Consider the following 24,644-nt stretch of genomic DNA (forward strand, 5'->3'; position numbering starts at 1 on the left):
TCGAGCACCTGGTCAAGGCATTCCAGAGAAGGGATCTTCAGACACTCTAGAGAGTAGAGCCAGTGCTTCGAATTCTCAGGGCGTGTAAGACGCTATCGATGCTTAAAGCTGCAGCCAGTCCAGAATGTCCTGCACTGGCAATTCAATTTCGATGGGCACGTTACATTAAAAGAATTACGAGACCTAAGTCCGCCGACGACACGAGAGGACACGATGATGGCAAAGAATCGAAGAACACCACCTCAAGCTATTCAAGATGTCAGCTTCAAATACATCGGAAGCGCTACGCAGGGAACCGCGGCGCCGATGCTCTCTCAGGAGATGATTCAGCGTCTTAACGCCTATGGCGAGACTCAGACATTTGACTCAAGTCTGACACTATTCGAGAGAAGGTCTAGAAGTGGCGATATGTTTGTGGTCATCGAGGGTCGGATTGATCTCTTTGAAGATAAGCCAGGACACCCCGTTGTGCCATTGGCGACCTTAACAAAGGGCCAATTCAGCGGCGAATTGGATCTGCTTAGCGGACGGGATGGGCTGTTGAGTGGTCGAACCGCGAGGGGAAGCAGAATTCTCCGCATCGATGCACACTCACTGCATAATTTAATGCGCTCGGAGTTGGACATTGCAGACGTAATCGTCCGTGCATGGATCGAACGCCGTGCGAGTCTCATGCAGCGTTCCCATGGAGGCGTCATTGTGATTGGACACAGTCACGATGCAGAGACTATGCGGATGCGCCAGTTTTTGGTTCGCAATGGCTACCCCAACAAGCTCATCGAGGCCGAGTCGAATCCTACTGCCCAGTTGCTGCTCAATGGGCTTAACCTCGACCCATCGGAGATGCCGGTGGTTTTCCTGCCCGACCAGCGTGTCCTGAGGAATCCAAGCAACACAGTGTTAGCGGACGAACTGGGAATAAGCAACGTATTTGAGGCCGAAGAGATCTTCGATGTTGCCATTGTGGGAGCTGGGCCAGCGGGCTTAGCGGCCGCAGTCTACGCCGCTTCAGAAGGGCTCACGACCGTTGTGCTGGAAGGCACTGCTCCCGGGGGGCAGGCAGGCACAAGTTCCAGGATCGAAAACTATCTCGGTTTCCCAACTGGCATAACGGGACAGGAACTTGCTTCTCGTGCTGAGATTCAGGCACAGCGTTTCGGAGCGCGTCTTGAGGTCGCCCGAAATGTGGTTGGCCTAAGCAGTTCTCCCAAGCTGCATAGGCTCTGTCTTTCGGATGGTCGCATGGTGACCTCCCGTACCGTCGTGATTGCGACAGGAGCTCGATATCGCAAGCTACTGGTTCCTGGTTATGAACGGTATGAGCTGACCAACATCCACTACGCTGCGACGCCAATCGAAACGACCCGCTGTATTGGCCAAGATTTAGTCGTGGTCGGCGGTGGCAACTCAGCTGGGCAAGCTGCACTGCATCTGTCTAAGGACGCAGGTTGCACGCACCTAGTCGTGCGTGGAATGACACTTGAAGCAACGATGTCGGACTATCTAGTACAGCGTATTGTGTGTTCCCCCAAGATCAAACTGCATCTCCATTCCGAAATCGATGCCATCCTGGGTGGCGACCAACTGCACTCTGTTCAAGTGCGAGACCGTTCGTCGGGAGGAAGAAGTGTCTTCAAGGTCGCTAATATTTTTGTCATGATCGGTGCACATCCTAATACGAGCTGGCTCAAGGAGCATCTTGACCTCGATCATAATGGCTTTATTGAGACAGGCCGAGCTGAATGGAAAATGCAGTCGCGTTTCGCTACGAGTAGACCAGGGATCTTCGCGATCGGCGATGTCAGAGCCGGGTCTGTGAAACGCGTTGCCTCCGCCGTAGGTGAGGGGTCGGTGGTCATTTCGGATGTACATCATTACTTGGAGAAGCTAAGAGTTGCAGGCTGTGTGTCGGCTTATTAATGGCCCATGATATTCGTCCTCTTCTTGCGCCTTGCCTACGCATATCAAGAGTTGATAACGCCCGGCTGGAACAACTCGACTCTGACTGGATATGTACTCAGTGTCGTCGTCTCTGAAGCTTCCACTGTAAAAACCTACAGACTCACAACTCAAGATTCGATGGTCTCGCCGACGTGCACACGAGTAAGTTCAAGACAAGTGGCTTAGTTAGGGTGATGCGTGTCAACTGCTGGAATAGTTCTGTCATGAAGGTATTGATCACGAAGCATTCTGAGCTTTGTAGGCGAGATCGCCTACATGCAATCAGGGGGCACCAGGATCATTTTGCTTCAATTATTGCCAGCTTAATGCAAAACGACAAACGGAGGCACGCATGAAGCAAATTCTTGCAGATAGTTCAGATGCTGGGAGCATATGGCTGGGCTTTCGTGAAGCTAATTCGAAAGCTTTATTATAACCTCATGATACGTTCTCATATCTGTTGTGGTTTGCCTTTGCGGTTGGAGGGATGGAAGCTCTTGGTTGCTGGCGGGAGAGTTCCAACTCACGGGTGTCTTCTGGAGATTCGTGACGGAACTCAATGGGAAACTTTGGCACTTTTGGCTAGTGCATCGTCTTGTTCGCTGTGAGTTGGATCGCTTCTATCGGATTTACAAATGGCGCAGGTTCGACAGTCTTGATTTGGAAGCCAAAGACATCTAGCCCACACCAAAGAATCACTTTTTGATAGCGACGACAGGGGGTCGTATACCCTGCGAACGAAGGGCATCGTCGATTATTTGAAAAAGAAACGTTACTGGCACTGCACCTTCTATTTTCGCTCCATTGATGAATAGCGTTGGAGTCCTTATGACTCCCAAATCTTCCGCTTCCAGCTGTGATTGTTTGATAGAACCAGCGTCTTGCTTTGAGACGCAAGCGTTGACCGCGGTCACGTCGAGATGACTGCGCTCCGCAATTCTTAAAACGATCGCATCAATGCCTTCGTTGGCCTTAGCTAAGGTTCGCTCCTGGCCGCCTAGTTCACTCGATACTTTATGGATCTGGTCGACTGCTTCCCAATATGCAGTCGAGTTGTACTTCGCTAGGCAATTCGTATCAACTGCTGCTCTGACTGCCCATGGATGGCCTTCGGAAGGCATGTCTCGATACACGACATGGACTTGCTCTCCGTATCGGTCAAGGAGAGCAGGAAAAAGTGTCTGATTAAGTCGTGCGCAAAACGGGCACTCCAAATCATCGAAAATGACGATTCGCACAGGTGCCGTCGAAGGGCCACCTCGTCTTGGGCGCGTTTCATCAGCGAGCGACGTAAGCGCGGTGGATGGCACCTCCAATTCACGGAACTGAGCCATCTTTGTGCCGTCTTTTGAAAGGAGCAAATCGACGGGCTTTGAATGGATGCCATTGGCGATGTAGGAAACCTCAACTTGATCATAGCCGGGCACCAGACTTGCCACTCGTGGACCAACCTCTACCGTGGACTCGGGAGGCAATTCTGCATGAGAACGAAAAATAACTTCTATTCTCCACTTCAGCTCAGGCGAAAGTGGTTGATTTGGTGGACCTGTTATCTCTCCAGCCTGGCTTATGTTCGCGCTGCCTAGTGTCAAACATAAAAATAGCGTGCAACGGAAAACTGCGAACGAAATCGACATTACTTCAATTTTCCCACGCCAGACTCCAATGTGATGCTCACCTAGAGAAAGATACAGGGCCACTGCTGTTGCACGGGATGGCTCTCTAAAATCGCGATTCAGAGAGCATCAAGGTACCGAAGCGGTACGCTCGCATCTCTACGGCAAGAGGCTTCTTAAGAATGCCCGGCACGGCACTGACCAAGTGTATGCAAACAGGTAGAGCGGTGATGTGAACGATCAATATGACTCGTTGATTGCAGTCAACTCTGTCATTCTCGATATAAAGAGAATGGCTGAACACGAAGAAAGGTCATTAAAATGGACAGTAAATCGACCCTGCTGTTGCTGACGCTCTGTGCGCCCGCCGTTGTTCTCGCACAAACGCCTTCCGAAGCTACTGCTCTCAGTAAATTTGAGGTGCGGGAAAACCATCGTCCTGTGTATAAACACTGATGCACCCTCGAAGTTCGAATCAAGCGATCACGTATTTGTTCAGAGCGTAGTAGCGGTGGACTTTACATATCGCAAGGTGAACGTCACATTGCGATATGTTGCTGCCTGGATTCAAGCGGCCAATCAGTCTATTTACATCTTGAACCAATGCATCGAACTTATTTTTCGCACGGGCGATGGGCATCAACTATGCGTCGAAACTCCGCAACGCAGCCGGCAGCCCAGGCTAAAGGCCACTTAGCCAACATCGATTGATAATCTCATTCGCTTGTCGGCAATGTCCAAGCTGCAGAAATAGCCTAACCATACGGACAAGAATACGAGGAAGTAGAATGTTTTTTCGACGAGCGTCGATAGCCTGGATATTAGCGGGTTTGTGTATATCTGCGGGGGCTCAGCATGTGATGGTGGGGCCTAAGATTCTCCCAGAGAATCCCCCGAATGATACACATCTGACAACCCCAATCCTAAACTTGGGTGATGGAGGTGTCGAAGTGGAAAGGGCTTCTTTCGCTGCGCGCATCGCATTCGAAAACGGGATACGCCTCGATAACTCTTTTTCTCAAGAAGAGGCGATTCGCGCCTTTATGCTTGCCGAACACTTAGATCCGGGTTGCGCTATGTGCTATTGGGGAGAAGCGTCGGCACTTGCTCCGACCATCAATTACACAATTGCTTCAAGTGAAGCGGCGAGAGCAGTCGAAGCTCTATCGCATGCTCAGGCGCTCGCCATCAGCCTATCTCCAAAGGCCAATGCAATCATTACTGCAGAACAGCAACGATATGTGATGCGCGACAGATCATGGACTGTCGATGGCGAAGCAGGGGCAAAAGCTGCTGATGCTTTGGCGGATATTTTTCCCATAGATGACTTCCTTCAGGTGAGCGCCGCAAATGCAGAGATGATTGCAGCGGAGAACGGTGTCCCAGGCTCCGCGTCTGCGAAAGACCCACATTTAGTGAAGGCGCAGGCGCATCTTGAAACCGTGCTGCATCGCAATCCCACATATACACCCGCGATCCACTTCTATCTGCACTTGACGGAATGGCAAGATCGGCCTGCCGCGTCTCTGCAGTATGCGAATCGACTTGCGTCGCTCGCCCCAGCATCGGGGCATATGCTCCATATGTCGAGTCACATCGACTACCGCACGGGCGAGTACGAAGCTGCGGCGCAAGCCAACATGGCCGCAGTCTTGGCGGATATAGGCTACGTGGAAAAAATGCAGCCCCCCGGGGGAATGGCGTCCATCCCAATGCACCTACACAACCTCCTGTTCGGACTTGTATCGTCACTCATCAGTGGCGATAAGAATTTGGCATTAAGCTTCGCAGATGAAATGCAGCGATCCTCTCCGCCTCAGAGCTTGGCCTTCGCGGAGTCCTATCTTGCCTTCGGTCGATTTCTTCCTGTAGAGGATGTTCTGAACCTGAAAGCTCCTGATACCTCTCTGGCAAATGGGTTTTATCACTTCGCACGTGGAGAGGCGATGATTCGTCGCAACGACGGTATCGCCGCGGGTCACGAGGCTGCACTGATTGAAGACGTACATAAGACCGGCTCGTTTGAGCATACTGATCCGAAGATTGTCGCTATGCTGACGGTCGCCCGTGAAACGCTAAACGGTCAAGCTGCAATAGTCCAGAAAGACTATGTGAGTGCAGTGAAAGAGTACACTGCGGCAGCAAGCTTTGCGGAAGAGAACGATGGCTATCGCGATCCACCGATCTGGCCTTGGCCGCCGCGCCGAAGTCTTGGTGAAGCGCTTTTGCTTCAAGGGCATCTTCGCGAAGCCCGTAAGGAGATTGAAACAACACTTCTTGCCATGCCAAACGATCCTGTTAGCCTTCGTGTACTGGCAGAGATTGCCGGTCAGTTGCTAGATCCCCAATCCGCTGGCATTCAAGAGCACGCCGCAAAGGTCTGGTTTGGGTCATCCGATTTGTTGCAGCCTGGGATGATCTGAGCCTAATCAGCGTGGCCTACCAGAAAGAGGATCAAGAGGATCGGTCTCTCGTCTCCGACCAATAATGATCGGAATAGTGCTTTGCGTGGATCGTCCTGAACCCCAACCACTTCAGGGTCTATGTGCATGCTGAAAGTACCAACAAAGATTCGGTATTGTCTTATTACCGGCAGTTGCTCCGAGTTCAAAAATTAAAGAAGGTGCTTATCTTCGGCGCGTAAAGAGATATATCGGAACAGTACGCCAATGTCTACGCCTACGTGCGTGCCGATGATACCGAACAGGTCATCGTTGTATTGAACTTTTCAGACGAGGCGTAGATTTGAAGTTGCCACACGATATCGTGGTAAAGCATACCAATATTTCGAATGTGTCAGTGTCAGCGCGGAGCGGGAACTCAAAAAATAAACCGCATCCTTGCGCTGGGCAGAACGCTCGTGTAAGGCTTCACCGAATACGTCGGATGGATCGACACCTGGAGGTCAGGCCCCATTTCAATGCTGTTTGTAAGTCGAAGTCGATAGAAGGTCTCAAAAAGACTCTCGTGGTGTCTGCCGGTGTGGTTTGGCTCCATGTAATTCATCGCAGCGCCGAACATATCTCCGCGCCGTCCGAATGGTTTTATATTTGTAATACCAAGCGAGCCTGCTCCCTTAATCAGTCCTCCCGTGTCTGTTGCAAAGCCAACTCGTCCAAAAGGTGTCAAGCCGTTGCGGTATTCGCGGTCGAAACCAAAAGCAACCCCATGACCGCTTCCAAGATCTTTCGTATCGTCATGCCAAAAAGCGAGACGCAGGCTTTGAAAGCCACTTCCAGGCTTACCTTTGAACCAGCCCAACTCAGTAGCTTCGAAATATTTCTTATCTACTAACGTCGCAATGCCATCTTGTGCTCCCCCCACTGTATCCACAGCCACACTATGCAGGTAAAGGTGCGAAGTGAACTGATACTCCACCGCCGCACCACCTGCAAACGCACCAAGATAAGGGACTGTGAGGTTTCCGCTATCCACACCATTTAGGAACTGCGTCGTCTCATCGCCGTTATACAGACTCAGCCCGATGTGTTGATTTGGATGTACCTTGCCAACGTAGATCGAAAGTCGCTTACGAAGAAAATCCTGTCTCAAGTAGAAAATGTTAAGTGTGATTGGCCGCTGCTCTCCCCCGCCCTGCAGCGAGTTCAAGAATACTCCGGAACCCATTTTGTCGCTCAAATTGAACTGCTGACTGATTTCAATATTCGTGCCGGAACGTATCAGCAGTCCAATCGACGCGCTCGTACTCTCGCGGTCATACACCGCCAGGTTTCCGTTGAAATCGAGCCGTCCACTCGCCTGGTTGTGCCGCACGCCAAGTGGGGTATCCGTCGCATATTGGTTGATGATGGTGTATGTAGCATCCAGCCGCAAGCGTGCGGCCTTCTCCAGCCAACTCACACCTTTATCGCTCGGTCGTGTGATGAATCCGAAGAGATCGCCCTTCAAAAGCGGATCTGCTGGGACATACGCCAGCGCCGCCTCCACTGTGTCCAACTCCTGCATCAAGCCCGGTGACATTTTCAAGACAGGCGGCATCGCATGCGGTTCCATCTGGCTCGTTCTGGTACTGTCTCCAGTAATGCCGCTCGATGCCGTGCTCTGAGCCGCAAGGACAGCAGGTGCTTCTACCACAGCCACCAGAACCGTCCCTAATACAAGCTTGGTCATCTTCATTTGATTCCTTTAGAGGAACCCAAACTGTAGATGTGGAGTTGTTCGGGCAACTCTCGAGAGTTGGTTTACGTGCGAAGAAGCAATCATCGCGGTAACGTGAGTGATTCAGCAGGAACGAGATCGCTTGCGTATAGAATGATTTTTGCAAATGACGGGGATTCCGAACCTGTAGAAAAGAGGAGGTGACTACCCCACAAAATCGCCAGCTGAGTTCCGGTATTCCAGAGGTGGTAGACAGTCCGGTCAGTGTTCCAGGCTTGAATGCATACGAGTCTATTGCCCGTCAACAGCCAAAGGATCGCTCCGATTTCTCTTTTCTTAGTTACGCCATCTAAAGACGAAGCCTCGCACCTCAAGAATCAGAAGCTCGAAATTGGAGTTCCGACTGCCGCAAGCAAACGGGGACGCCAATTGCCGCGCGACTTGTGAATACGGAAGTGGGTCCGTCCTTGCCTAGGCGCTCGGCCTCCACGGCGAGCCCAATGAATTGCAGAAGAGTGTCAGACGCCGACTGCGTTTGTGAGTGCGGGGATGGTGTCTAATAGCCGAGCCAAAGGAGGCTTATTTCTTTCACACAAGAGTAAGTTCGGTGGTCTGGCTCGGCTGGAAACTCACTCTTTTCCATTAGCCTCATCAGCGCATCGCTGGCTGACCCATTGATATGCTTCCACCGTCTCGCCGCGTGGCACATACCTAATCTCCAGTGAACTCCCGTCCCGCACAGCTTTAGCGTCAGAACACCATCCTGCTGGGCTTGTATCTGATCCTGTGGCACAGGCTGGGTAATCTCATCGCCATTCCGCCCGCCCGCAACCTCCGCTGCCGAACCCGGAATCAACCCACGCACCACGCGCTTAGGTTCGACGAGCACCCTGGGCTCGAAATCCAGCTGATACCGCCGCATCGGTTCGGTGATTCTCGTAAAGCAAGGGCCAAAGTCCTGTGGGCGGGGCAGCACTACAGCCCCATCCAGCATAGCCTCGAACTCCGCCTTCCCCTTTTCTCCAAGGTGCGACCGAAGCAGTTCGACCCACGCAGCCTGATCAGCTAGCAGACTGTGTCGGCGGCGATCGACCATTGCGAGCAGAAGATCGTCGAGCGACTGCTTCCCGTTCGAAGCGGCACGCAACTCGCCATCGAGAACCGCAAAGTACATTGACCCGCGGTCATACGGCGGCACGCGAAGGCGTGTATCCGCCTAGAAGTTCGGCGCTATCTCGCTGTTCGGGGTGTGGATCATGACGTCGGTGTAATAGCGTCCCGCAGTGCTGTTCAAGTCGGCAAGAAACTCTGACGAAGTAACTTGTCCGGCCCGCAGACGCGCGTAGTAAACTGACGATCCCTCGGAATACCATGACCCGTCCGTGCCTCCGGAATCCAACTGACCGACAAAGGTATGCAGCATCTCATGCGCAAGTGTGATCTTCAGTTGACCCCAATCGGTCGTGGGTTCAAAAGTGCTCACGAACGACGTGCTTCCGAGACTGACGCCACCGCCGGCATTTACCAGGTTCTCGCGTATGAAGACACCGTAGGGCACAGTGTTGAGCCGCTTGAAGAACGACTCGTAGAACCGATAGAGATTCTTCTCAGATTCCATCACAGGTTGAAGATTGAACGGAGGGTTGCCATACCACGCCTCAAAGAAGCCGGTTGGTGCAGGCACTGCCGGATACAAATGCACATCGCCGCCCATGAAAAAGCTTGCCCCCAATCCCTCTGAAGGCGTCTTGGTGACGGCACATCGCCAGGCCCCATACTCGTGACGCCAATAGCATCTGCCCTAATCCGTTTAAGTCCCGAGAACCGACAAAAGACATGGTCGATCATCCTCCTGCAGCATGAGGAACGTCTTTTCCTGGCCGGAAAACGATGCATGGTCCGAACGCAACTCCAGCGGCGGTGCTGCTCCGCGCGGTGCAAGCGCCGTGGAGATGGGAGCATGATAATGAACGACGACTTACCCTTGCCGTGGCTCGTGTCGCTTGCCAGTGACGATAAACAGTCTTCGCGCTTTCAGCATCGTCATGGAATGTCAGCGGCAAAACGCCCTTTGTATCGCTTGCAGACAACTCCTATAAGGTCGTCGCATCCGTCTCCACGTTTCCACGACCAGCGGCATCCGCAGTAGGGATTGTCCTTGCGCTACATGGGGCCCCATCAAGTACCACAGAAACATCTACGCATGGTACCTGCTTCGCAGCATCAGGCACGCATGAACGCAACGACACCGTAAACGCGTCGACGGCGCCAAGACAACGTGGAATGCCAGGCAGAAGAAGCACAAAACCCACTAGCAGAAGTCTGATCGGAGCCATATGAGAAAACTTCGTCTTGCTAACTTATCAACCACTTTTCTGAAGAAATCTCAGATACATGCACGATTCTCTTCGTCATTGATCGGAATCAATGGCGACAAATCGACAGTGCTAAAAGAATCTTCCGCCTATCACACACCTGACTTCAAAGATGTAACCGAAGAGGCAATCAATAGCAGAGCGATGTTGCCTCTTCCTGGCGGAGTTCTCCGATTTAGCCTTTCGGTCAAACGCAATTTTGTACTTCAACCTGCAAAAACTGTTAGGGAACACTCTCCCGTGTATGCAGGTGTAAAGCATTTCTCGTCTGTTGTGTAGTTGTGTATTCGGTTTCGGGCAGTCAAGATAGCGTTAGAAATCGATCTTCGCAGGCAGCTGTCCAAACCGCCGCTCTTCGCTGGTCGCGCCGTTAACTCCACCCTTCGAAGCCAGTATTTCTGGATTAGAAGAATAGTAGCTGGCTGCATTCGCTAGCCCCTGTTGAACATAGAGATTGTGGTGGTTCAGCAGATCGAAGCCTTCTGCTCGCAACTCAATGCTGGCTTCTTTCCAAATATAGAATCTCTTGCTTACGGCCAGGTCGAGGTTCCACGCTCCAGGCCCAACGAATGAGTTCCGCTCTGGCGCGTAAGTTGGAAAGATCCAGTTTGAGTAGCCGCCCAATGCCTGATTCACGCTTCGTTCACCTGTTGGCAGGCTTGGTGTGAGGTAGTACTGATTGGTACCTACATTTACTTGTCCCTTTGACTACGTATACTTCCAACGAGAAATAGGGGTCGAAGGAACATAGCGCGCAACATTGAAAAATGTGCCGTCATTGTTCGTCGAGTCGTAATATGTGAAAGATGAGCCGGTCCGTGCCGTGTAGATGCCCGTTATCTCCCAGCTAGCCAGCACCTGCCCCGCCAATCTGCGATCACTCTTGAGCCACGGCGTCTCGTAGATCGGCGCAATTACGAAACGTTGCCGCACATCCAGATCGCCGGTACCGCGGTCATACCCCGGGTCGAATGGATTGGTATATCCAAGGTTAAATCCGTTGCCATTTGCATAGGTCTCCGAGAGGGTCGAACTCAAATCGTCGATCTGGTGACCCCATGTGTAGTTTGCAGTCATCCCTAAGCCCGTCCGATGCAGGTCCACGGTCTTGAATCGGAGGTTTGTCGCTTCATAGTAAGAATCGCCGCTCGAGCCACGGTTATTGATGTTCGAGTACGTCGCATTCAGTCGAGTAAGTCCAGCATAATTTGCGCCGGCGTCGGGATCACCCAGTAGATAATTTCCTGAGCCGAGGCCATTGATGTTCTTGATGTCGTATAAGTGGGTACCACGTGCTCCCAGGTACTCCACGGCGACTATCGTGTTTTGAGCAACTTGCTGCTCGACAGCAAGACTCCAGAATTGGGTCTGTGGCGTTCTAATATTCTGCGAGACGTTTCGGAGACTCGTGCTCGGGAGTGTCACAGGACCTATCGAATTTCCTAACGCTCCCAGGTTCGTTGAAGTCACCTGAACCTTGTTCTGAACAATCACGCCATAGTTGGGCGGATTCTGGATGACGTTGTACGTCACATTGCCGAAGTTTCTCTCATAACTAACTCCGTAACCGCCACGGACCGAGGTTCTGCCATTAGCCAAAAGATCGAAGGCGAACCCAACCCGCGGACTCACCGTGCCATAGCTGGGCTTCCATAATTCGTGGATCGGACTCTGCGGAGCCATGTAGACCGTGCCGTCTCTTATCTGTTGTAGCAGTCCCGCACCCAACCCCCAATAGAAGTTCGAGTCAAGATTCTGCTTGTTGTTGTGTTGCACGCCGAAATACTCGTATCGCACGCCGTAGTTCACTGTCAGCTTCGAAGTCGCACGCCAGCCATCTTGCCCGTACACAGCCCAATCATGAAATCGGTCACTGCGCGCAAAGTTCGGCTGCGTTGCGGGCGTCGTAATCATTTGTCCCGGATAAGCTCCTTCCGGATTAATTGCAGTGGAGAACGTTCCTAATACGCCTGAAAACAGTCCTGGATATCCGGTTGTGTCACCGGTGACAGAGCCGGCCAGTTGCTCCGTCGCCTGCGCATACGCACCAAAAGACCTATTCTCCTGGATATAGAGTACCTGCGAGCCGAACTGGAGCGAATGCGCCTTCTTGATCCAGTTCACATCCTGATTCCACTGAATCGCATTCTGCGGTCCGCCATACGGCAGGCTGAAGCCCGTGCCAGGAAACGCTACATTTACACCACCGATATTTGCGCTCGCACCCAGAAACAGATCTGGCGTCGTCACAGCAATGGGCTTTGAGTTGTTATTCAGGTTTATCCTACTGAACGCCACGTGCCCGTTCGTTACAAGCGACGCCGAGAAGGTGTGTGTGACACCGGCCAGAGCGGAGTAGTCTCTCTGAGTTGCACCCACATCATAGTTTGAGTATGGGGTATAGGCCGTTGTTCCTGGAGGCTGCGACTGGCGATACGTGATATAGCGCCCGAACCACGCTGTCTTATTCGAGAAGTTGTAATCCCCGCGCAAAGTGACGTTATACGAGCTTTCTGGGACTCCCCCGCCTGCATCCTGAGGGACGTTGTAATTCACTAAGCTTAGCGCAGGAGTTGATGATGGGACGCCAGGAAACAATGGTGAAGGATTGGAATTGCTCGGATTTGACGCAGCGCCAGCCTGTGCGTTTGTTAGCGTGTTCGCAAAGGCGAACGTTTGGCCATACTGTGTCAAAAACGACTGCACTGTCGGTGCCAGGTAGCTCTGCACCTGCGGCGTCAGAATATATGCTTGGACGTTTGCATCGCTTCGAACGCGTAAGCACTCTGTGCCCGCAGCTACGAACAGCTTGTCCTTCACAACAGGCCCGCTCGCAAAAAAGCCGAATTGGTTTCGCGTTTATCCACCTTTAGGTTGCCCACTCAGATCACCGGTCACACTGTTGGCCGTATACGCTGCGAGACGGTTGAATTCTGTCAGCGTACCGTGAAACCTATTGGTGCCGCTTGTGGTCACTACATTCACAACTCCGCCAGACGCGCGACCATACTGAGGCTCAAAATTGCTTGTCGTCATGCGTACCTCGGCGATCGAGTCGATCGGGACCTGGATGCCTACGACATCACCAAACAACTCCGTGTTCTCAATCCCGTCCAGCAGTATCTCGGTGCCACTCGAACGTTGTCCATTAATCGAATAGCCGACACCGAGATTGGCTGAATTCTCCGCATGGCCCTGCGCCGCATCGCCGTTTGAGATATTGCCGGAGATCGCGACAAAGTCGTACACATTCCGAGTCAGGCTCGGCAATTCGCTTACCTGCTGCGGGCTGATGATCTCTGAGATTTCTAGTGAATCCGTATTTACCTGAGATCCACCCAGCGACTCCACCTCAACTGTCTGAGTGACACCCACGGCTGAAAGTTTTGCATCGAGGGGTGCATGGCCACCCACCGTTACTTCAACCTCGGCTTTCAGTACCGCGAATCCATCTGCTGTTACAGACACCTCATACACGGAGGCAGTGAGATTTTCCATCTGGTAGGTGCCATTGGGAGCCGTCTTCACGGTGCGAGCAGCGTTCGTGCCGGCATTGACGGCCGTCACCGTCGCCTCGGCAATTGCCGCACCCGTTGTATCCGTCACTATGCCAGAAAGAACGCCAGCATCAGCTTGGCTGAATGCGGTTCCCACATTGACTGTAATTATGAAGACCAATACAAGCAGGCGCTTCAACACGGAGACCTCCTTGGTTATACAGAGGGAGATGCGCAAAACTCGGTATGAACTCGAGACGTCACGATGACCTCCAGGATTGAGAGTGTCGTATTCGCAAACGCACTAATCAAGTCCCAATGTCGTTATTGCGCGTTGGACGGCAATAGCCCGATGTGCGTGCTCGAAAAAACGTAGTCTGTACTCGAGGCAAGCTTCATATGGCAAGACGCGCATTGCTGCTGAGGCCGGATCGTGGCAGCCGCTTGATACATCGAGCCGTTTGATCGAAAGGCAAAGTAGCCCCAGTTGCCTGGCGCAGATGGAAAGCGTTTGCTGTCTTTCACCATCATTCCCAGTCCGATATAGCTGGCTTGGAAGATGCCCGATCCAAACGATGTAAAACAGACAAAAGTGCTCTTATCGCAGTCCTTTCCAGTCTTGATAAGGCTGATCTCTTTCACGATCTGCGTGCCGTCCGGCCAGGCTCCGGTCCTTTTGAAAGAATCGAACGCGGCGGGGGTGATGTATGTGTCCATAACTTGCGGGGTCGTGATCTGGGAGCCGTCAAGAACACTGCGCCCATCAGGCTTGATTCGAGCTCCTACGTGTTCCCATTGTCTATAACCGTCAGGAAGGTGAAGACTTCCGTCCTCTTCGAAGACTGCAGAATGAATAGATATCGTCGATTCCGATTGAGATGCGAGTACTTGATTCTTAGCCAAGCCTCCGGTGGTGGTAGTCACGACCGCCAGGACTGTAAGCACACCTAGCGCAAGTCCTACCAGACGGAGACGAGTGACGGTCCTCAACAGCCTTGTATTGATCATGGAAGACTCCTGTTCAATGCCTGTTTGATCCTTCATGCAGGCGGTTGAGGACCAACAATATCTATGATCGGCGTCTTCAGAGACGTCCGGCACCTTATAGAACATGGGCTTGCCCCTATATTTTTCTACAGGTTCTTCGTTTGTGTGGATAACGCAATCGCGACCTATTAGCACGGGAACTGCACCCAGCAAAACAACTGCCAGTGCAGTTCCTATGAGAATTGCTACGCACTGCGAGTCGCTTCGAATAGAAACCACCCACGCCGTTGGACCTGGTCGATCCAGTTCTCGAGAAGGCCGGCTGAAGCTATATCACCCGCTTCCTCACAGAGCGTGTGGACAGCGCGCATTCGCAAGACCAATGCTTTCTCTTCTTCATGAAGCTCGCTCAACATGTCGGCTGGGGTGACGAAGTCAACATCATTGTCGGCGACCCTTTGTAGACGAGCGATTTGTCCGATTGATCTTACGGTATTTCCACCGATCTGTTCTTCGTCTTCACATAGAGCGCGAAGGCATCAGCGAGAAGTGCTTTCATTGGCATGAGCGGCCTCATTTCCGCGACTACCATCTTTTGCTGGACGATCACACGGACCAGATCTTTGCGATGACTGACGATCTTGCCGAGTGTGTCCGAAAGCATTCATAGCAGAGGCGATCTCAGATATCGATTTGGAATCGATGTCGGACGGCGTATTCAATGGAAAGTTGCGGAGCGATCAATTCAGGCCTCTCTGGCATGAGCTTTCCTTTCGTTTTTGGGGAAATAGGGACACACCTAACGACCGGCGATAGTTATATAGGACGTAACGATGACACGAAGAGTAGGACTACCCCGCAGCCTGAATAGCAGTCGTCAACTGCGGGATATCCGCTATGGAACTCAACGAGCCGGCAGTTCGGGGTGCGCAATCACTGGACAATTGATGATCAGACCAGAAGGATGCAAACCACCGACAAGGGCTTTTGGATGGTGAGGAGTCGTCGCCTGTGGCGTTTTTGCTCATTGAAAGGATTCGATGGACTTTACCCTTCTGAATGGCCTTGGGTACCCACGCACTTACGAACCGGCGGCGGCTCAGTATTGGAGGGCAGATGGCTCAGATCGATCCCTCTGGGCTCCAATTCTACTCACAGACCAGAGACGGCCGTTGCAGGCGAAATAAGCCGCTACTTCATTTTGATAACTCTGCAGCTTGTAGTCGTCATACCCATCGAGTCCGCTCCCGCACCCAGGCGCTGCTTACAGACTGAATGATGTACGTCGTGTCCTAATCCGGGGCGTCGGGGAGTAAATGCCTTCCCTCAAATCAACTTGATTGGTCTAGGCCATCGCGGATACGCCGGCTAATCCTAAATCGGTTCTGGTGTGCCTCCGTCGCTTACTTATGACTCGCTCTCGCAGCTTCTTAGCCAACCCGACATATGCTTTCACCTCACACGCAAGGCTACCTCGCCGCTCCTCATCATGCTTGCCACTAATGATTATCTGGCTGCCTCTGGAGTGCGAGACCCTGCATGTCGTCCCATCGCATAGCCAAGCCCCATCCGTAGAGCGTTCGAGAGTGTTTGTCGTCGTCGTGGATCGAGCTATACAGAGCGATCGTGATTTCGTTGCGACCGCGATGCAGTGGAATTTGAATTGAGCTATTTTCCAAGGAGAGTCGGCCATCAGGACGTTGCCGCTCGGATTCCGGATCATAGAAATTTTTCTCGGAGTTTATCAAAGACCCATTCGCAAAAACCCACACCTGGCCGATCCAGCCCAACGATACTTTCTTCGTCTGATCCCGGTCAGAATCAACATAGGTTTTAAGCCAAGTCAAGGACGACGGCTCCTTAGAAGCGCTGTACTGCCGATTGAGATTCACGACTCCAAATCGTTCGGAGCGGATAGGCTTCCACATCTTCGGATCTTGGGGCCTCTCCGCGTACACGGGATCCGATCCATAGTGCAACGCCGTCACGGGCCCCAGTTGTCACTCATGAACAATTCCAGCATCTTCCGCGATGCTGTCGTTAAGCGGAACTGGGGACAGACCGTCTGTTTTGCCCGGCGTGACCACAAGATTGGCAAAGGCCGCTGGGCCGTGCAGCTCCAAGCCACCCTGCTGGGTATCTCCAAGGAGTTCACCAACCTCAAGCGTAGGTTGAACTGAGTCATTGATGAAGACGTTCATCCGTTTTCCCGAAACCACAAGCCGCACGTGATTCCAGCCGTCGGCGAAGACAGGAGCCCGCTTCTGGTACTCGGGATAGACGTTCCAAAGCATAAAGCCATTGATTACGGGGCTGTACTGAATGCAGTCGTTTTCGGCCCTGCAGTCAGGAAGACTACGTACGTAGAACTCTTCGCCGTTCTGATGATCTCGCTGCCTGAAGCGTATGCCCGGTATATCGTCGGCCAGCGGCTTCATATCGAACTCGATCGTTCCATCACGAAAGGACAGTTCGTTGAGAGCGAGATCCCCCGATTTTAGAACGATCATTCCTTCCGGGAATCCTTCCTTCATAACATATTGCAGGTCAGGCTTGTCGCTGACGGGATGCCAATGACTTGATGTCATCAGGATCACTTGGCTTGTCGCAACCTCAAGCTCCGCTGCGCTGATGGTGTTAGGCAGAGAGAGGCAAAGTGAAGCTATGAGTACACCCAGTTGAAACCTATGCATCATTGTCCTTTTTGTTCTTTAATCCTGCCGCTCTTACTCAGTGCCGAGAGGAACGTTACAGAGTGGGCTAACGAATCAAACGCCGGAGAACGACGGAGATCTGCACCCAGGAACTGCGACGCCGGTGCCGACGACCAGACACCTGGCAATCGGCACGGACGCTTATGACTTGTGTGGATTTGACGAGTAGGTAATTGCGGCTATCCTCCAACCGTCGCTCCCTCTAACCAAGACCCAAGTCTCACTCCCGCGATTCTGTTCTATGCCATCTACCAGGAATATGAAGTCAAAATACACCGAAGCAATCGTCCCGTCGCTGTTTTGCTGAAGGTGTGTATGCGTCGGGTTGAAGCTGGCTTTTGAGGTTGATACGATCTTTGCGAAATCCGTGAAGCTTCCGACACGAATCTTCTGCGCATCGGGAGACTTTGCTTTAGCACGGGCGTAAGCCTCATCAGAAAGAACGTTGAGCCACATACTGCCATGGGGAATGAACAGACTGGCTAGCCGAGATCCGTCGTGATTCAGAACAGCTTCGTGGTAGGCGTCGATCACATGCTGAACGTCGACAGTATCCGACGCGGTATTGGCAGGGACAACCTTGTTGCCCTCAGCAGGTAGTGCGGTTTGAGCGAAGCTCGCGGTGCCGATCAAAATTGCTAGAGCAAAAACGAGTCCGCTGGTGAAACGCTTCATGTGTTCTCTCCTTGAAGACGAAGCCCGCAAAGGTCACACTTGTATGTGAGAGCACGGATGTCTAACGTGAATCTACGCAAATTCACCCCGAAGATGGACGATATGTTCTGAAGCGGCTGGCGATTGCAGATCGGTATAGAAATAGAACGAAAGGGATGCGGAACAAAGCACAACGAGAACTTGTGTTCTTTTAATGACCACTCCACCACAGAAGACGGTCACGTCAGCCGACGTGTTCTGTCAGAATTAGAGAAGCAATGATGAAAAGCACTCTCAGATGGACGGCCGTTTCAGTTGTCTTTTGGACGGCTATTGCGGTGATCTTTGCTTTGCCTCAGCTAGGACAGAATAGCAATCTGCATAAGGTCCTTACTTCAGCGTTAGCACAATGGTGGTCCTGGGGAATCTTAGTTCCAGCCATTTTGGCGTTGGACCATGTCCTTCCTTTTTCAGCGCAACGGATTCTGCCGCGTCTCATCGCGCACTTCGTTTTAGGACCCTTTGTGACGGTAGTGTATTCCTACGTCGAGACCGTTTTGAAAGCTCTGCTAGGCGTAGGTGCCTGGTCCAGGTTGTCCGGTGCGACAGTCATTACGGAAGCTCTCAGGGAGATGTTCTGGAGCATGCTCGTGTACAGTCTCATCGTTGGCGTGTGGGAAGCCTACCTATACCACCAGCGCTATGTCTCCGTTGAACTGCAGATGGAGCGAATGCAAAGGAACTTTTCAGAAGCTCGCCTCAACGCTTTGCGCATGCAGTTAGACCCACATTTCCTCTTCAATGCACTCAACACCGTATCTTCACAGGTCGAACGTGAACCCAAACTTGCGAGAAAAATGATCGAACACCTCGGCGATTTGCTACGCTTTTCGCTGAACTCACAAGGAGTTCACGAGATATCACTTGCAGAAGAGTTAGCGTTTGTTGACCACTATCTGGCCATACAAAAGATCCGCTTTGGCGATGCGTTGAAAATAGAGACGAATATCGCGCCAGACGTAAGAGACGCCTTGGTTCCCAGTCTTTTCATTCAGCCATTGGTGGAAAATGCCATTCGGCACGGTATTTCGAAGAGGACTCGGGGCGGGTCCATTGTTTTGCGTGCGCGGCATTTCGAGAAGAGACTCTTCATTCAAGTGCTGGACGACGGCGTGGGATTACCCTCTGGCTAGTCGTTCGATACTCATAAGGGCGTGGGTCTTTCGGTGACACGAGAGCGATTCGCCGGATTGTACCCCGGCGACACGAGCCAATTCGACGTCAGGCGGAGAAGTGAGGGCGGAACAGAGGTGTCCATTTCATTTCCGTTGCACAAACGAAAGGAGACAGATGACGGCCTTACAACCTGATGGCATCCGGGCACTCGTCGTGGATGACGAAGCTCCTGCACGCCAGCGCATCTCCGACCTGTTGAAACAAGATACAGAATTGCGTTCGCTGCAAGAAGCAGGCGACGGCGAGACGGCAGTCCGAATGATCCTCACCGAGGAACCCAACCTCGTCCTTCTGGACGTGCAGATGCCTGAACTGAACGGCCTAAAGGTGATTGAAGCAGTTGGACCGGAGAATATGCCCCTTACAGTTTTTGTCACTGCGTATGACCAGCACGCCATTCGGGCCTTCGAAGCAAATGCATTGGACTATCTCCTCAAGCCGTTCAGCGATGAGCGGTTCGAGGCGATGCTGACGCGGGTCAAGAGGCGTAGGGATGACCTCCATCTTCGGGAGTTCGGCGAAAACGTTGCGCAGGTGATCGCGATGCAAGCGACCCAACCGCGTTATTTGGACCGACTGGCAGTCAAGACGGATGGAATCACAAGATTCGTGCGTGTGAAGGACATAGAATGGATCGAAGCGGCGGGGGTCTATGTCACCCTCCACACTTCCGGGAAAGAATTTCTTTATCGAGCCGCGTTAACTGATTTGACGGAAAGTCTCGACCCAAGTCTCTTTCTTCGGATACATCGCTCTTTCATCGTTAATATTGAAAATATCGTCCAGTTGGAGTCCCTTTCACATGGGGAATTCGAGGTTCTCCTAAAAGACGGTTCCCGTCCCCGTGTCAGCAGAACCTATCGCAGCTCAATTGAGAAGCGATTTAGACAAAAGCTTTAGCCCTCATACGTGCGAACCGGGTCTGGCGGGATAAAAAAACAATCGTCTGCTTTTGACACAGCTGATAGCTGAATTGAGATGACCTTCCGAATGACCTATCTGACCAGAACCCTGTTTCTCCTATCACTATTCGCACTTGCACAATTCCGATTGGCAATTGCCCAGCACGATGTGATTGCACACATCTCTGCGTCTTTGCCTCCCGGTCGACCATTTCAAGGGCAGATCGATTTGTCGGTGACTGCAACCGACATGAATCACCAGATTTTCGTAGTGCGTGAGATTATCACGATCCAAACGCGGGGTCCGCTCACGTTGCTTTACCCGGAGTGGGAACCGGGCAGTCATGCTCCCACGGCGTCGGTGGCAGAGCTGGCAGGTCTCATAATTCATGCGAACGATCAGAGGATCGAGTGGCTCCGGGACCCGATTCAAACGCATGCGTTCCATATCGAAGTGCCAGCAGGAACAAAGACGATCTCAGTCGAATTTGAGTTTCTTGCACTTCGTTCTGCGGCCCTTCTACGTCCGGGGATGATCGAAGTACCCTGGCATCGCCTGCTGGTCTACCCGGCGAACTACTCCCTCAAGAATCTTCCGGTTGTCGCACGACTTACACTTCCTGAAGGTATGCATCCGTTCACTTCATTGGACGTAGCAAAGACAGAGAGCCACACATTCATCTTTGCTCCGACAACGCTGGATGATCTGGTGGATGCACCTGTCTACGCCGGTCGCTATTGGCTGCAACGTGAGTTAGGTCAGAATGACGGAGCGCCGGTAAGGCTTGATGTGCTCGCGGATCGGGCAAACCAGATATCGGTCACGCAAGACGAAGTGAAGAAGCTCCACGACATGATCACGCAGACCAAACTTGTCTTCGGTCCGGCACCATTCCATCATTATGACGCGATCCTTACTCTTAGCGACGTGCTTTCTCCAGGCGGAGGCATCGAGCATACCGAGGAAGGAGAGAACAATCTGCCGGCCGACTACTTCACCAATCTGCCGGATCAATTGATGAACCGTGATCTCGTCGTTCACGAATATGTGCATGCCTGGAATGGCCGTTTTCGACAGCCTGCCGATCTTTGGTCACCCAACCTGAATACCCCCGTACGCGACAGCATGCTTTGGGTCTATGAAGGGCAGACAGAATTCTGGGGACGTGTGCTCGCGGCCCGTGCCGAACTTCGCACCTATCAGGAGACTCTAGATCGACTGGCCATGGATGCAGCCCTGGTCGCGAACCGTAAAGGGCGCACTTGGAAAACGCTCGCAGATAGCAATAACGACCCGCTCTACATGGCAGGACACCCTATCGCATGGCGTGACTGGCAACGACGGGAAGACTACTATCCAGAAGGTGTTCTGCTGTGGCTTGATATGGACGCGCGCCTGCAAGAGATAAGCGGTGGCCAACGAACACTCGATGATTTCGCGCACCTCTTTTTTGCTACCCATGGTGCTGTAGGAAAAATCAGCACCTATACGTTTGAAGATGTATGCAGCGCTTTGAATGCAATCATTAAGGACGACTGGGCAGCGAGACTTCGCAGACATCTGGAATCGCACTACGACAACGATGCTGTGGCAGGTCTCGCGAGAGCTGGCTGGCGTTTGGTCTACAAGGACTCACCAACAGAGACGTTTCGCCAGGACGAGACAGAGTCAGGTGTCAGCAACCTCGACTACTCGATTGGTCTACAGGTACGGTCTGACGGCACAGTGCGATCGGTCGTCTGGGACGGGCCCGCATTCATTGCCGGTCTCGCTCCTGGCTCCCGGATCACGGCGGTCAATGGACAGCCGTTCACCTTCGAGACGATAGAGCACGCAGTGAACCTGGCGCAATCATCAACGCTCTCATTGACATTTGAGGTGAACAACATGGTGCAGACCGCGGTCGTCGATTACCACGGAGGTTTGCGGTACCCATACCTGGAACGTATTCCTGACAGGATTGATCGCCTTACACCCTTGCTGGCAGCCCGGAAATAATGAGCAACACGAACGTCGGACCGGGAACCTGCGCACCAAAGCCTTTCAAACGGGACTCTTTGCTATCGAGACAGCACTTCGGGTTGTTTCAGTTGCAACTCGGATTTGATTTTCGGATGACCTATGCCTTCTAGAGGAAAGCGACGAAAAGCATCACGACCCAAGCACAATTAAGCTGGCGAAGGATCGACTAATAATATGCATCAAGACTCGACAGGTTCGACTCGGCTAGTGGATCAAGCGAAAGAGGGGTAGCACCAATCGTCAAATGTCGCGGCCAACAACCCATGACCTACTTGAACGATTTTCTTCTTACTATAGGTCTTTTGTAGAAACTTAACGATCTCCTCCACATCGCGGGTCATCTGTTCAAGAGTCGTCGTGGCCCAACGATCTTCGGGTCGTTCGCCGTATAGGTCTTTCCAGCCCCGCGCTGGTCTAATTCCACCCTGGTGAAGTAGGCTACTCAAGGAGTCTGAAACGTATAATCCGCCGTCATCGTCGACGAGCCCGGTCCACCCTGCCCCTTGGGCCTCTACCGAATGATATTTCGTGATTTCATCCTCACACTTGTCGCGTTTCTTTGCGGCAAATGGGTTCTTCATACGACAGAAGCCCAATGAAAGCGGTTCCAGCATGCTTCCACCTCGCATCGAATGCACGCCGATGCTTAGCTGGCCTCATCCCTACACTGCTGATCGCGCTTACACTCTTAACGGCAAGCTGCGTCCCCGCGACAACTATCTCGCTGCCGGTAAGCTAAGTGCCCCGTCCGTGGTCTCGATCTTGTTCGATGGAATTGGCTGGCGCCTCCTGTTGTGTTTTTTTCTGGTTACGGGCTCACGCGACAGCTTCACTACATTCTTGGTAGATCGCACGCTACCTCGCCGATGAGCCTTCTGAAGGTAATCGCACTCGCACTACCCTCGCAGCGATCAACGCTGCTAGCGAGGAGTTTCGTTTCCGGTTCGTTCTCTTGGCCAGTGGGATTCATTCGGTTGCCCGCACCTCAGCGCCTCGGATGACGAGTATAGCAAAAGGGCGACCTGATCAAGCAAAAGATGCAGCTGGCCCGAGACGGGTGGTACAGCAGGCAAGTGACCCACAAACAATTAGGTGTTCTCAATAGAGTTTCGTGATCAGAGCGATGCCTGTACGTGTAGAGATCATATTACCAACGGAGCTACATCAAGCGATGCTGTGTCGTCGTTGACGAATCTGCTCGTTCATCGAAAAGATGCATGTTGTTGCAAAGCTGCCTCCGAAGGGAGACAAGCTACCTGACGGCGATAGAGCGAATATCGTTGAGTGGGTGCGACGTGGTGGCGTTTGGAACAGCGCAGAACCAACGAAGCCGTTGTTGCCGTGCTCGCTGCTGGTCAGGAGAAGAGCACCATGGCAATTGCCCCTTCAAGCGACCTTTGTTCAGCCCTACGATCTCTCGTATAGCGCATATGCGGCTTTATGATCGTCCTTTACCCTTGGCGGCAGCAGCCTGTAAGGCATGAGGAGGGAATCCTGTCGATTCGCGGATCACGAGGTATGTAGACACAATTTTTCTCGTAGGCGCGTCTTCGTACGGCCTCAGTTTTCGGAAGAGTAGATCAAAACATGCTTCGGCAAGTTGTGTACGAGGAATTCGAACCGTCGTCAGCGGGGGCGAGGTGAACTCCGCAAGATGAATATCGTCGAGACCAATTAGGGACATGTCTTTTGGGACGTCGAGACCTCTGGAGTGCAGAATTTTAAGGGCTCCAATAGCCATGAGGTCGTTGGAGCAGATCATGGCGGTGGGAAGGATCTTTCGTCCAAGGATTTTATGCGCTGCAGCAATGCCGCCTTCAAGCGTGTGGTCCTCGTCGAAGATCGCGTTGGTAACGACAATTCCGATCTCGAGCATCGCTTTCCTAAAGCAGGTTCGACGAAGTTCGGCAGTGAAGTTATCGAGCGATCCGGCAGCGAAGACAATGTCGCGATGTCCGAGCGCGGCTAGGTGCTGCACCGCTTGGCGAATGCCGGTTTCGTAATCTACTGCGACTACTTCGGGCCCGTCTGGTGTTTTGCCAGCTTCGATTTGAACCATCGGCGTTTGCTTTAGAAGATCATAGAGATGAGGATCTTCTTCTTTGAAGGTCAGCAGCGCCAGTCCTTCAACACCGTGCTCCAACATGCGTCGGGCCCAATCTTCGGTCTCACTAGCTACATCGTGAGTGGAGCCAATGAGAATTCCAAAGCCCTGAGCGGTCGCTGCCTGTTCGAATCCATGTATGAGTTCGGGGAAAAACGGATTCATGATATCGGGGACAAGAAGGCCGATGAGACGAGTGCGGCCGGAGATTAAAGCTTGAGCGTGGCGATTTGGAACGTATTCCATTTCAGAAACGGCTTTCCAAACTTTACGCGCGAGCTTTGCATCGACGTTTGTGACGCCATTCATTACCCTTGAAACTGTTGCGATAGAAACGCCAGCACGCTCCGCGACTGCGTGGATGCCCCGTTTGGTCCCTTTGGAGGATGCTGGGATGGGTGTTTTCAGCTGAGAGATGCTTTTGGAGCCGGCCAAGTCAGTAAGCCTCCGTCTACATTAAGTACTCTACGCCACGA

The 24,644-nt window shown here is 52.5% G+C and carries 18 protein-coding genes; 5 read left to right on the forward strand and 13 right to left on the reverse strand.

The window, feature by feature from the left end:
• The first annotated feature begins 213 nt into the window (after positions 1-213).
• Positions 214-1,920: an FAD-dependent oxidoreductase gene (locus tag RBB75_RS00140; protein WP_179638501.1), complete on the forward strand. Its 1,707-nt coding sequence runs from the start codon at positions 214-216 to the stop codon at positions 1,918-1,920.
• Positions 1,921-2,636: 716 nt separating this feature from the next.
• Here the strand turns inward: RBB75_RS00140 and RBB75_RS00145 are convergent.
• The gene (locus RBB75_RS00145) at positions 2,637-3,578 is read right to left on the reverse strand and encodes a DsbA family protein (protein WP_179638503.1); all 942 of its coding nucleotides are present in this window, start codon (positions 3,576-3,578) and stop codon (positions 2,637-2,639) included.
• A 929-nt stretch (positions 3,579-4,507) separates the two neighbouring features.
• Between RBB75_RS00145 and RBB75_RS00150 the strand changes: the two genes are divergently transcribed.
• Positions 4,508-5,980 carry a hypothetical protein gene (locus RBB75_RS00150; protein ID WP_353069166.1) on the forward strand — a complete coding sequence of 491 codons (1,473 nt, stop codon included), beginning with the start codon at positions 4,508-4,510 and terminating at the stop codon, positions 5,978-5,980.
• Between the two features lie 397 nt (positions 5,981-6,377).
• Here the strand turns inward: RBB75_RS00150 and RBB75_RS00160 are convergent, their stop codons facing one another.
• The 11 genes from RBB75_RS00160 to RBB75_RS00210 form a co-directional block, all read right to left on the reverse strand.
• Positions 6,378-7,694, reverse strand: coding sequence for a carbohydrate porin (locus RBB75_RS00160; protein WP_353069167.1), 1,317 nt, complete (start codon positions 7,692-7,694; stop codon positions 6,378-6,380).
• 538 nt (positions 7,695-8,232) lie between these two features.
• Positions 8,233-8,850 (reverse strand): hypothetical protein, encoded by a 618-nt coding sequence (locus tag RBB75_RS00165; protein WP_179638506.1) that lies wholly within the window; start codon positions 8,848-8,850, stop codon positions 8,233-8,235.
• Positions 8,851-8,892: 42 nt separating this feature from the next.
• Positions 8,893-9,390: a hypothetical protein gene (locus RBB75_RS00170; protein WP_353069168.1), complete on the reverse strand. Its 498-nt coding sequence runs from the start codon at positions 9,388-9,390 to the stop codon at positions 8,893-8,895.
• 973 nt (positions 9,391-10,363) lie between these two features.
• A complete protein-coding gene (locus RBB75_RS00175; protein ID WP_353069169.1) occupies positions 10,364-10,687 on the reverse strand; it encodes a hypothetical protein in 324 nt (107 codons plus the stop codon).
• Positions 10,688-10,759: 72 nt separating this feature from the next.
• Positions 10,760-12,871 (reverse strand): TonB-dependent receptor, encoded by a 2,112-nt coding sequence (locus RBB75_RS00180; RefSeq protein WP_353069170.1) that lies wholly within the window; start codon positions 12,869-12,871, stop codon positions 10,760-10,762.
• Positions 12,872-12,910: 39 nt separating this feature from the next.
• The gene (locus RBB75_RS00185) at positions 12,911-13,750 is read right to left on the reverse strand and encodes a TonB-dependent receptor (protein WP_353069171.1); all 840 of its coding nucleotides are present in this window, start codon (positions 13,748-13,750) and stop codon (positions 12,911-12,913) included.
• Positions 13,751-13,872: 122 nt separating this feature from the next.
• On the reverse strand, positions 13,873-14,661 hold the full coding sequence (locus tag RBB75_RS00190; RefSeq protein WP_179638510.1) for a cytochrome P460 family protein: 789 nt from the start codon (positions 14,659-14,661) through the stop codon (positions 13,873-13,875).
• A gap of 119 nt (positions 14,662-14,780) precedes the next feature.
• Positions 14,781-15,041, reverse strand: coding sequence for a ferritin-like domain-containing protein (locus tag RBB75_RS00195; protein WP_179638943.1), 261 nt, complete (start codon positions 15,039-15,041; stop codon positions 14,781-14,783).
• Positions 15,042-16,034: 993 nt separating this feature from the next.
• Positions 16,035-16,463 carry a hypothetical protein gene (locus RBB75_RS00200; protein ID WP_353069172.1) on the reverse strand — a complete coding sequence of 143 codons (429 nt, stop codon included), beginning with the start codon at positions 16,461-16,463 and terminating at the stop codon, positions 16,035-16,037.
• Between the two features lie 72 nt (positions 16,464-16,535).
• Positions 16,536-17,132 carry a hypothetical protein gene (locus RBB75_RS00205; protein WP_179638512.1) on the reverse strand — a complete coding sequence of 199 codons (597 nt, stop codon included), beginning with the start codon at positions 17,130-17,132 and terminating at the stop codon, positions 16,536-16,538.
• Between the two features lie 258 nt (positions 17,133-17,390).
• Positions 17,391-17,924: a nuclear transport factor 2 family protein gene (locus RBB75_RS00210; RefSeq protein WP_179638513.1), complete on the reverse strand. Its 534-nt coding sequence runs from the start codon at positions 17,922-17,924 to the stop codon at positions 17,391-17,393.
• A gap of 257 nt (positions 17,925-18,181) precedes the next feature.
• On the opposite strand from RBB75_RS00210, the gene RBB75_RS00215 reads away from it, so the two are divergent.
• The 3 genes from RBB75_RS00215 (at position 18,182) to RBB75_RS00225 (ending at position 22,040) form a co-directional block, all read left to right on the forward strand.
• A complete protein-coding gene (locus tag RBB75_RS00215; RefSeq protein ID WP_257030969.1) occupies positions 18,182-19,096 on the forward strand; it encodes a sensor histidine kinase in 915 nt (304 codons plus the stop codon).
• Positions 19,097-19,253: 157 nt separating this feature from the next.
• On the forward strand, positions 19,254-20,039 hold the full coding sequence (locus RBB75_RS00220) for a LytR/AlgR family response regulator transcription factor (RefSeq protein WP_353069173.1): 786 nt from the start codon (positions 19,254-19,256) through the stop codon (positions 20,037-20,039).
• A gap of 90 nt (positions 20,040-20,129) precedes the next feature.
• Complete coding sequence (locus tag RBB75_RS00225; protein WP_353069174.1) at positions 20,130-22,040, forward strand: PDZ domain-containing protein; 1,911 nt, start codon at positions 20,130-20,132, stop codon at positions 22,038-22,040.
• Between the two features lie 1,462 nt (positions 22,041-23,502).
• On the opposite strand, the gene RBB75_RS00230 is transcribed toward RBB75_RS00225, so the two are convergent.
• Positions 23,503-24,603 (reverse strand): LacI family DNA-binding transcriptional regulator, encoded by a 1,101-nt coding sequence (locus RBB75_RS00230; protein ID WP_179638517.1) that lies wholly within the window; start codon positions 24,601-24,603, stop codon positions 23,503-23,505.
• Between the last annotated feature and the right edge of the window lie 41 nt (positions 24,604-24,644).

It is taken from the genome of Tunturibacter empetritectus, from assembly GCF_040358985.1.
Classification (GTDB): Bacteria; Acidobacteriota; Terriglobia; order Terriglobales; family Acidobacteriaceae; genus Edaphobacter; species Edaphobacter empetritectus.

Bases quoted from the DNA above. Each gene is read 5' to 3' on its own strand.
- RBB75_RS00140 (WP_179638501.1), top strand. From the start codon at position 214: ATGATGGCAAAGAATCGAAGAACACCACCTCAAGCTATTCAAGATGTC.
- RBB75_RS00145 (WP_179638503.1), bottom strand. From the start codon at position 3,578: ATGTCGATTTCGTTCGCAGTTTTCCGTTGCACGCTATTTTTATGTTTG.
- RBB75_RS00160 (WP_353069167.1), bottom strand. From the start codon at position 7,694: ATGAAGATGACCAAGCTTGTATTAGGGACGGTTCTGGTGGCTGTGGTA.
- RBB75_RS00165 (WP_179638506.1), bottom strand. From the start codon at position 8,850: ATGTACTTTGCGGTTCTCGATGGCGAGTTGCGTGCCGCTTCGAACGGG.
- RBB75_RS00170 (WP_353069168.1), bottom strand. From the start codon at position 9,390: ATGGGCGGCGATGTGCATTTGTATCCGGCAGTGCCTGCACCAACCGGC.
- RBB75_RS00190 (WP_179638510.1), bottom strand. From the start codon at position 14,661: ATGTTCTATAAGGTGCCGGACGTCTCTGAAGACGCCGATCATAGATAT.
- RBB75_RS00200 (WP_353069172.1), bottom strand. From the start codon at position 16,463: ATGTGGAAGCCTATCCGCTCCGAACGATTTGGAGTCGTGAATCTCAAT.
- RBB75_RS00210 (WP_179638513.1), bottom strand. From the start codon at position 17,924: ATGAAGCGTTTCACCAGCGGACTCGTTTTTGCTCTAGCAATTTTGATC.
- RBB75_RS00215 (WP_257030969.1), top strand. From the start codon at position 18,182: ATGATGAAAAGCACTCTCAGATGGACGGCCGTTTCAGTTGTCTTTTGG.
- RBB75_RS00220 (WP_353069173.1), top strand. From the start codon at position 19,254: ATGACGGCCTTACAACCTGATGGCATCCGGGCACTCGTCGTGGATGAC.
- RBB75_RS00225 (WP_353069174.1), top strand. From the start codon at position 20,130: ATGACCTATCTGACCAGAACCCTGTTTCTCCTATCACTATTCGCACTT.